General features: G+C 60.4%; 6 protein-coding genes. 3 read left to right on the top strand and 3 right to left on the bottom strand.

Annotated features, from left to right (window positions below):
* The coding region (locus VGG64_27765; GenBank protein HEY1603433.1) for a hypothetical protein at positions 1-1018 on the top strand (1018 nt) is incomplete at its 5' end.
* Between the two features lie 150 nt (positions 1019-1168).
* Positions 1169-3112: a hypothetical protein gene (locus VGG64_27760; protein HEY1603432.1), complete on the top strand. Its 1944-nt coding sequence runs from the start codon at positions 1169-1171 to the stop codon at positions 3110-3112.
* Positions 3113-3160: 48 nt separating this feature from the next.
* Here VGG64_27760 and VGG64_27755 read toward each other — a convergent pair whose 3' ends face one another.
* Complete coding sequence (locus VGG64_27755) at positions 3161-4723, bottom strand: DUF1501 domain-containing protein (GenBank protein ID HEY1603431.1); 1563 nt, start codon at positions 4721-4723, stop codon at positions 3161-3163.
* Positions 4724-4909: 186 nt separating this feature from the next.
* Entirely contained in the window at positions 4910-6145 is a 1236-nt protein-coding gene (gene pelA / locus VGG64_27750) for a pectate lyase (GenBank protein ID HEY1603430.1), read from the bottom strand.
* A gap of 647 nt (positions 6146-6792) precedes the next feature.
* On the opposite strand from pelA, the gene VGG64_27745 reads away from it, so the two are divergent.
* Positions 6793-8115, top strand: a complete 1323-nt coding sequence (locus VGG64_27745; GenBank protein HEY1603429.1) for an ATP-binding protein — start codon at positions 6793-6795, stop codon at positions 8113-8115.
* Between the two features lie 28 nt (positions 8116-8143).
* On the opposite strand, the gene VGG64_27740 is transcribed toward VGG64_27745, so the two are convergent.
* On the bottom strand, positions 8144-8265 hold a 122-nt coding region (locus VGG64_27740), incomplete at its 5' end, for an IS4/IS5 family transposase (GenBank protein ID HEY1603428.1).

Below are 8265 nucleotides of genomic sequence, written 5' to 3'. Positions count from 1 at the left end.
ATGGTGGGCAACCCGGCCGGGCCAAACCACCGAACTTTTACGCAAAGCCCTGATAGCGCTCGAAAAGTGGCAACACACCGCTCCCGCGATCAGCGATCCCATTCAAGCCCGCTATGTCTCAACTGAAAAGCTCCTTGCCCTCGATCCCAACACGCTCGCCGGCGTGTCGCTCGAGTATCGGCACTTCGGAGAAATCCATGATAGGTTGATCTCGCTGTCTATGGCGATGCCGTGGGAATTCACGCGCGCCCGGCGCGGATTGAACTATGTGACATCGGCAGACATGAACGTTGTAAATTTAATTCTCGCGGCGATCGGACAGCGTACGCCGACGTCCCAATTACTGTTGTGGGGCATGCCAGATGTATATAGCAACGCATTGCGGACGACACCTTGGCTGGCACCCCTGGCTGCAATGCCTGCCCAGGCACCAGTGCAAAGCTGGGTTAAATGCTTGACGCAATGCCACGCGACGAGGATCTGTCTGGCATTGTCGGCCTGGCAGATTGAATATGGCGAGTTGCCGGATTCGCTCCAGGAGCTAGTCGGCAAATACCTGGACGTGTTGCCGGTCGACCCCTACTCGGGCAAGGACTTCGTTTACTTCCCGATTGGCGTGACAGAAAGCTTCACCTGGAGATATCCCATGATCACGACGATTCCCGCCAACAAGCCGTTTCTGTGGGGACGCGGTCCCGATCTGATCGATCGCAAAGCAAACATATACGCGGGCGAACAGATTCATACGCATTTCGGACAACCTCTCGGCCCTCCTGAATCGACGCTCATCACGCGCGCATCGGGTTGGGGTATGCCCATCGAAATTTTGCCGACGCACGCGCAGCCGAACGATGAATCCGTTCCACAGCAAGACCCCACATCTGAAGCCTCTCCGATTGCGCCCCCAGACAACGAACCCAGCGCCACACCACAAAACACGGAAGGACTGGGCGGACCGGCTCGGCTCGGGCCAGAGCCCGAGGCGACGCCGGAGCATGCCGCGCCCGTCGATCCGTAGCGCGCTTGTCTCAATTCGGTCTCTTCACCCTCTCTCGGCCAGCCGGTATCCTGTCGCCAACGGCCGATGTCTGCCAACACCCGCATACGACCTCGCGGCTGCCGGCCTCCCCCCCTGCCCTCGTCAGCATACTGCTGAGAAAGATCGCGCATGCCCCCTGCCCCGCGCTCGTTGATTCTGTCGCCATTAGGCATACTGCTCGTGGCTTTGTCGCTGTCCGTCGGCTGGGGAATCCGCGGCAACTACGGACACGAGACTGGTGCCATGTTTCCCGGCGCCGTGGCCGCGATCGCCGTGTGCCTGCTTTCAGGACGGGCCGACTGGCGCGAACGGGTACTGTACTTCGCCTTCTTCGGTGCCTTCGGCTGGGCTTTCGGCGGATCGATCAGCTACATGCAGGTGATCGGCTATACGCACTCCGGGCACTTGCCATCGCAACTTTATGGATTCGCCGGGCTGTATGTCATTGGGTTCCTGTGGGGATCGCTAGGGGGCGCGGGTACGGCGCTACCTGCCGTGCTCGACCGGCGCCGGCTGACTGAAATGTTTGTTCCCATGCTCGTCGTGTTGGGCGCGATGGGACTGGCGGATTTCATCATCCCGATCGTCAACGACAAGATGCAAGTCGAAGGGGCGATGAAGCGGCAGGACAGCCCGCTGTATTGGCTCGACAGCGATTACTTGCAGGCCGTTGTCGTGGTGCTATCGATGTTGTTGTTCGATCTTTGCCAACGTCGCTTCGGCCGGTTCTGGGAATTGGGATTGCTCGGCGCTATCGGCGCGGCGTTGGGGGCGGGCGTGCAATGGCTGCTGAATTCGGCCGGTCTGGGCGACACTCTATGGAATCTGCTGGTAAGGCCCCAGGGAGACGCTTCGCTCTTTCCCGTCGAGAAACTGGTCACCAACTGGCCCAATTTTTTGCCCGTGGTCAGTGCGCATCTTGGCTGGGCCGTGGGGCTGGCCGTGGGAGTGGCCATTTATTTTGCACGCTGGGGGCGATTTGCTTACGGGTCGCGGTTGTTTCTCTACATGGGAGTCGGCTGGCTGGCCGGGTTCATACTTTTGCCGGTGATGTTTGCCGTGCGCATGACCCCGCCGCGCGGCGACGACTGGGCCGGTATCCTGGGCGTTGTTGTCGGCGCGCTGGTGTGGTGCGCACGCGAACGGCTTACCGCGGTGATCGTGGCCACGCTCGTTTCCGGAGCCATCGGCGGCCTGGGCTTTTCCGGAATTGCGCTATTGAAGCTGGCCATGGTCGCGCCGGGTAATCCAAACCTGGTGCGCAATCCCGAGACCGTCGCCTATTGGCAACATTGGCAGCATGCCAATTGGCATAGTTTTCTCGAGCAATCGTACGGCTTTGTGAATGGAATTGGCATCGCCGTGGCACTCGGTCTGTTGGCGACGCGCATCGCTCCGTGCGACAACAGCGCTCCGCGGCGGCGCTGGACCGAAGTGACCGCCCTGCTGTTTGTCGTACCGTGGCTACTCTACGAGAACACGGTCAAGAACGTGGCCGATTGGACCACCGAGCACAGCGGTTTCCGCTCGGTGCCGCAGCTGATGCAGTCTCCTTTTTTCGATAGCATCGAACTGTCGGCCACCGGCTGGTTCAATCTGTTCTTCGCCATCGCGACCTTTGGATTCGTGTTGCTGATCGTTGTGCATCTGTGGCGCCCGCTGGCCATTGTGCCCACCAGCTGGTTGGGGCGTGGGCAGATGTTGTATTTCCTGATCATCTGGTCTTTCGTGCTGGCGAATTTCGCCAAGTCGCTCACCGGTTTCACCGATCAACGGCTGATGACCGAGGGCACAGTGCTGGTCAACGCCGTGATCTGCACGATCATGATTCTGATCATGCCGCGCGAGACACAGGCCGAGGCGGGCCTGATTGAAGTCAACTTGCGCGGACTTTTGTGGGGCTCGGTCGCGTTTGTGCTGCTGGCCGCCGGCGCCGGTCCGGCGCTCGAGACGCTCGCCGTGCGCGAGCTTTACGGCGACGCACAGGCGGGCCATGCTTCACCGAACTATCGCTTCGGCCCCGATGCGAATTGGAAAGCCCGGCCGATCCTCAAAGGCACGTCGCACCGCTAGCAACTTCTTGCCAGAAGTTCGGCTTGCCCTTAGAAGTCGCGCTGTTCGTTACAGCAAGGCCTGGATCGGTCGACCGCGATAGATTTGATAGGGCCGACCGGTCGTGTCGTTGAACTCGCGGTCCGGCCCGACCCCCAGTTGCTGGAAGATCGTGGCGGCGAGATCGGCGGGCGTGTACGCTTCGGATACGGGCGATCCACCTTGCCGGTCGCTTGCGCCGATCACGCGGCCTGGCGCGATGCCGCCGCCCGCAAAGAAACAGGGAAAGACATCTCCCCAGTGGTGTCGGCCAGCGGTAAATATCTCGCCCGACGCGTTTTTTCCCCCGACCGCAATGGGCGAGATGCGCGGCGTGCGTCCCATCTCGCCACACATCACCACGAGAGTTTCGGAAAGCAGACCGCGCTGTTCGAGATCGTCGAGAAATCCGCTCAAGCAATGATCGATCGAAGGGAGCAGCCTGCCTTTCAAATCACGAAAGGCGTTTTGATGCGTATCCCAACCGCGCAGATTGACCTGCACCATGCGCACTCCGGCTTCCACCAAACGGCGGGCGACCAAAAACGCCTGCCCCCATTCTTCGCGGCCGTACAGGTCGCGGATGGCGTCAGGTTCGTGCGTCAGGTCAAAAGGATTTTGCTTGCCGGGGCGCGAGGTGAGCACCAATTGCAGGGCCTGGTCGCGCTGCGCATCGTAGGCGCGGCAGGTATCGTGCGACATCGCTTCGGCGGCAGCGCGGCGCAACCCCTCCAGCTGCTGTAGCAACTCAAAGCGATTCGAAAGTTGCGGAACCGAGATTCCCGTATCGCCACCAAGATCAGGCAGGTGGAAATCAGGATTACGACAACTGCTGTTATCCCACCAGGCGTTCGGACCTGGGCCAGGCGCCCTGGCAGGATCGTTGGGGTCGTCATGACTGAAGCAATTCGGACACGATCCGGCCGCGTCTTTAGAGTTGCATTTCGGTGCGAGATCGACACCCCAGCGACCGTAGCGCGGACCGAGCAAGCCCGGATCGCGCCCGGGGTAACTAATGTTGTACGCGCGCGGTATTTCGACGACGCTTGGCAAGCCCACGCCCACATCCGCCGGCGCGGCATAAGCGATCATGGAACCGATCGACGGCCATGCCATCCGCCCGGCGCGAGGACCAGCGATCGTGGCGTTCGTGTCGCCGACCGGCATATCAACCGAACCGGTGTGCAACAGGTAATGGCAACTGCTGTGCTCGTTACGGAATTGCCGATCTGCCGGATGGTGCATCGTGCGCACCAACGAGAAGCGATGCGCCCGCGCAGCTAACTTCGGCAGATATTCGCAAAAGTTGATGCCCGGTAAGCTGGTCTGCGTCGTACCGTATTCGCCGCGAATACCTTCGGGTGCAGCCGGCTTAGGATCGAATGTTTCGTGTTGCGACGGGCCACCCGACTGAAAAATAAACACGACCGATTTGGCGGGCCCGCGCGCCGTACCGGACGAATCAGCGGCCTGCGACTCGAGCCGAGCGAGATCCGCCAGTCCCATTCCAAAGAGACTCATCCCGCCGACCTGGAGCAAGTCGCGCCGCCCAATGCGTGGATGGTCGTCGCGTTGGCATCCTTGGCGATGCATTGTCGCGCTCACTGGGTCAGGTAGGAAAGATCGCAGGCGGCTAGGGCGGGTGCGTGGCATTGTAGCAAAAGATTATCGCCGGTCGCGCCTAAAAAAGGGGGACCGTCGGCCTGCCATTGGCGAAGACCGCTTGCCATGTGCTTTAGAGAGTGTCGTTCTTGGCCGGGGACAGGCGTCTTTTGGCGGTTACTGTGGCGCATTCGCTTGCGGCCCGGCGCCGCGCTTTTCGCGCCAGCGAGGATACTCCTTGGCGAGCAAGGCTCTGGGCCATCCGCCGTACCAAGGGGTGCCTGTGCGTCGCTCGCGCTCGATCTCGGCAAGCGCGTACCGTTTCACAGCATCGCGGCCTGCGAACACGGGTCGATCGGTGCCGATTTCGTAATGCCGGGCCCAGATGGGCGGCGCGGTCGGATCGTGCCTGACGACAACGTCGAAGTCCGCGTCATGACGCAAGAAGTTTTCGACCGGGGCTTTTACTTTCTCCACGCGGGTTTCGACGAGGCGCACTTTATCGAGCCACTTTACGGCATCGGTCACGGCCTGCTCGACGTCGTCGCCTGGCGTTTCGGCGCGCATCAAGAAACGTGCAATTTCCGTCGTCTCTTGCGGGCAGATCGAGGCCAGTTCAAATGTCCGCGCACTGGCGGCCGCCAAGGTTTCAGCGTCGTGTTGCTGGCACCAGCCAGTCCGCTGCCCATCGACCACGATCTGGCATTTCAGAATGCACTCGATACCGCGCTCGACCGCCTCCTGCGATCGTTGCCTACGCGACTGATCAAGGTCGCTCCAGGCAGGCAATCCTTCGCTGGCATCTTGCAGGACGTTGAGAATCCCGATCATCACGCCGTCGTTGAACGTGATGTGGGCCGAATACCCTGTTGGCTTGGGATAGCGCTGCGGGAAACCGCCGCAGGAAAGCTGCGACGCGAGCATAAAGTCCAGGCCGCGCAGGCACGCGGCGCGCCATTCACGCTTGCCACATGCTGCATACGCCTGTGCAAGGTACTCGACCTGTGAATGGATATTGTGGTTGTCGAACGACGTGTCGTCGCGATCGTGCGTCGAGCCAACCACCTCGGCCTGGTCGGGCGTGAGGATGGCCAGCATGTCGTAATCCTTCGGCCAACCGCCATTGTCGCGCTGAAAGAGCAAAATATTCGCGACGATTTCGTCGATTTGCTCCGGTCGATAAGCCGGTTGATCCGGCACGGCCTGAATCATACGGCTGGTATCTCGAATGTTGCGCCAATGGTGCGCGCCATCGCGAAATCCCGCGGTATCGATGACGGTCGGAGCTTTTTGATCGCCCGCCGCAGTATCTTTTGCTGCCACCTGCGCATGCGCAGGCGGAACGTGCGCGCAGAATCCTCCGACGACAACTGCCGTTAGTACAAATACTGAGCGAAAGGCGAGTCTATACATGATCGTCTCGTCGGTCCTCTGGGCGCATCACGTTTCGCTGTACCGCGATCAATGCGGCCTTGTCCGTCAACCACGCAAACATCCAGGAGAACATGGCCGTGCCCGGACTGAATGGGCCAGAATAAGTATTCTCGATACTACCGGCGGACAACGCAACTACGGTGTGCTGTGGGCAACCGAATGCACGTTTGTCGCAAGCCCGGCGCCTGTGCGCATTTCGAGAGCCGCGATACGCTCAACGATGGCTCCTGGATTTGGCCGTTTGTCGCTAGTGCTGTGTTAAATCCAAATGTTCGGGTGCCATGCTCGCGCTTGCGTGAGCATGCTCCTTCTGTAAGTACGTACTCTATGGATGCTTCGGCAGGGCCACGACGAGCGTGGCCATGGCACCCAACCCGAAATTGAGGCGTTGACAAAGCGCCCGACCTGATCCTGGTCAGCCTTTACCCCATGCTGCATTTTTCAGCCTTTGCCTGTATCTTGGGGCAGCGATCGGATTCTGCCACAGTACGCAAACCCGGCAGTCCAGTTCTGATCGCGGAACTGCGAACACCTAAACTCCTTGACTTGTGATGTGCCTTAGCAGGGCGTACGCGGCGCCAGCGGGAACCGCGACCTTGTCCTGTTAGGCACTGCGAATAGCATAAATGGACGTACTTCGATCGTCATCGCCGGTTACGGGCCGGCCGATGCGTGCGGCGCTTAACGCGGCGGCACGCGACAGTCTCATTCCGCTGACGATCGTCCTGGTCGTGCTCTACCTCTTCGCCGGCTGCTTTCGTCTTTACGTCGTCGGCACGCTCAACGATACCCTGGTGCTAGGCGAATTTGCGTCGGCATTCATAACGTTCGCGCTGCTCGTCGTAACGATGCGCTGCGACCTGCGCGGCCGGTGGGTTCACACGACGTTGGTCGCCGTCGCGATCGTGGCTACTGTCGACAGCTTGATGCAACTCTTCCGCACCGGGGCGGGCTGGGACTCCACCAACCTGGCGTTAGTGATCGTCGCCACGGGGTTGGTCTGTCTGTCGGTCGTTGCGTCGGCCTTGGTCTACTCGGTCATCTGGGGCGGCTGGCTATGGTGTGCCATGACCCATCCCAGCGGGGAATGGCTGCACTATGGATTCTTTCTGATGTGGGCCACAGCGATCGCCGCGGTTGTCCAGGCAGCCCGCACGAGCTTATTGCGGCGGCTGGTTCAGACCGAGACACAAAACCGCGAACGGCTTGAGGACCTGGTCGCCGAGCGCACCCGTCAATTGAAAACATCGCAGGAACAGCTCCGGCATTCCGAGCGATTGGCGTCTGTCGGAACGCTGGCCGCGGGGATCGCCCATGAGATCAACAACCCCGTGGGCATGATCTTGCTCTCAGCCGAACAGTTGCTCGTCTCGTTACCTCCAGACGACGCGGGCAATGCGGTTCCGGTTTTGCACGACATCGTCGATAACGCAAAACGGTGCGGCCAGATCGTCAAGGGAGTTCTGCGGTTTGCCCGGCACGAACCGGCCCAACGTAGTCCCGACAACCTCAACGTCGTGGTCAACGACGCACTGTCCTTGACGCGCGCCTCGGCGACCAAGCGCGGCGCGATCATAAATGCGACCTTGGCCGCCGATCTACCACAAGTGTTGCTCAATCGGGTCGAGCTCGAACAGGTATTCGTCAACCTGATCTGCAATGGCCTCGAGGCGGCCCTCGACAAGGCTCCCCAAATTACGATCATCACCGAGACAACGCCTGACGCCGTGCGCGCCATTGTGTCCGACAATGGTCGCGGGATTCGCAGCGAAGACCGCGGTCATATTTTCGACCCGTTCTTCACGACGCGACAAGATGACGGTGGAACCGGGCTGGGTCTGAGCCTGACGTATGGCATCATCACCGACCACGGGGGCACAATTCGCGTCGAAGATGTCGACGGAGGGGGCACGGCCATGATCGTCGAGTTGCCGATCCACCGAGGATGAAGGCCAGTCTTAGAACAAGTCTTCAAAGTCACTTTTTGTGAGCGAGGCGGCGTGACATCAGGGCGATCATGGAAATGAGAATCATCGCTTCACTGGTTTCCGTGTTGTGTTCATAGTCGCGGCTGTGTCGACGGTAGCGTGCCAGCCAGG

This window comes from Pirellulales bacterium, from assembly GCA_036490175.1.
Lineage (GTDB): Bacteria > Planctomycetota > Planctomycetia > Pirellulales > JACPPG01 > JACPPG01.
This window is presented reverse-complemented; position numbering and strand designations above follow the sequence as displayed.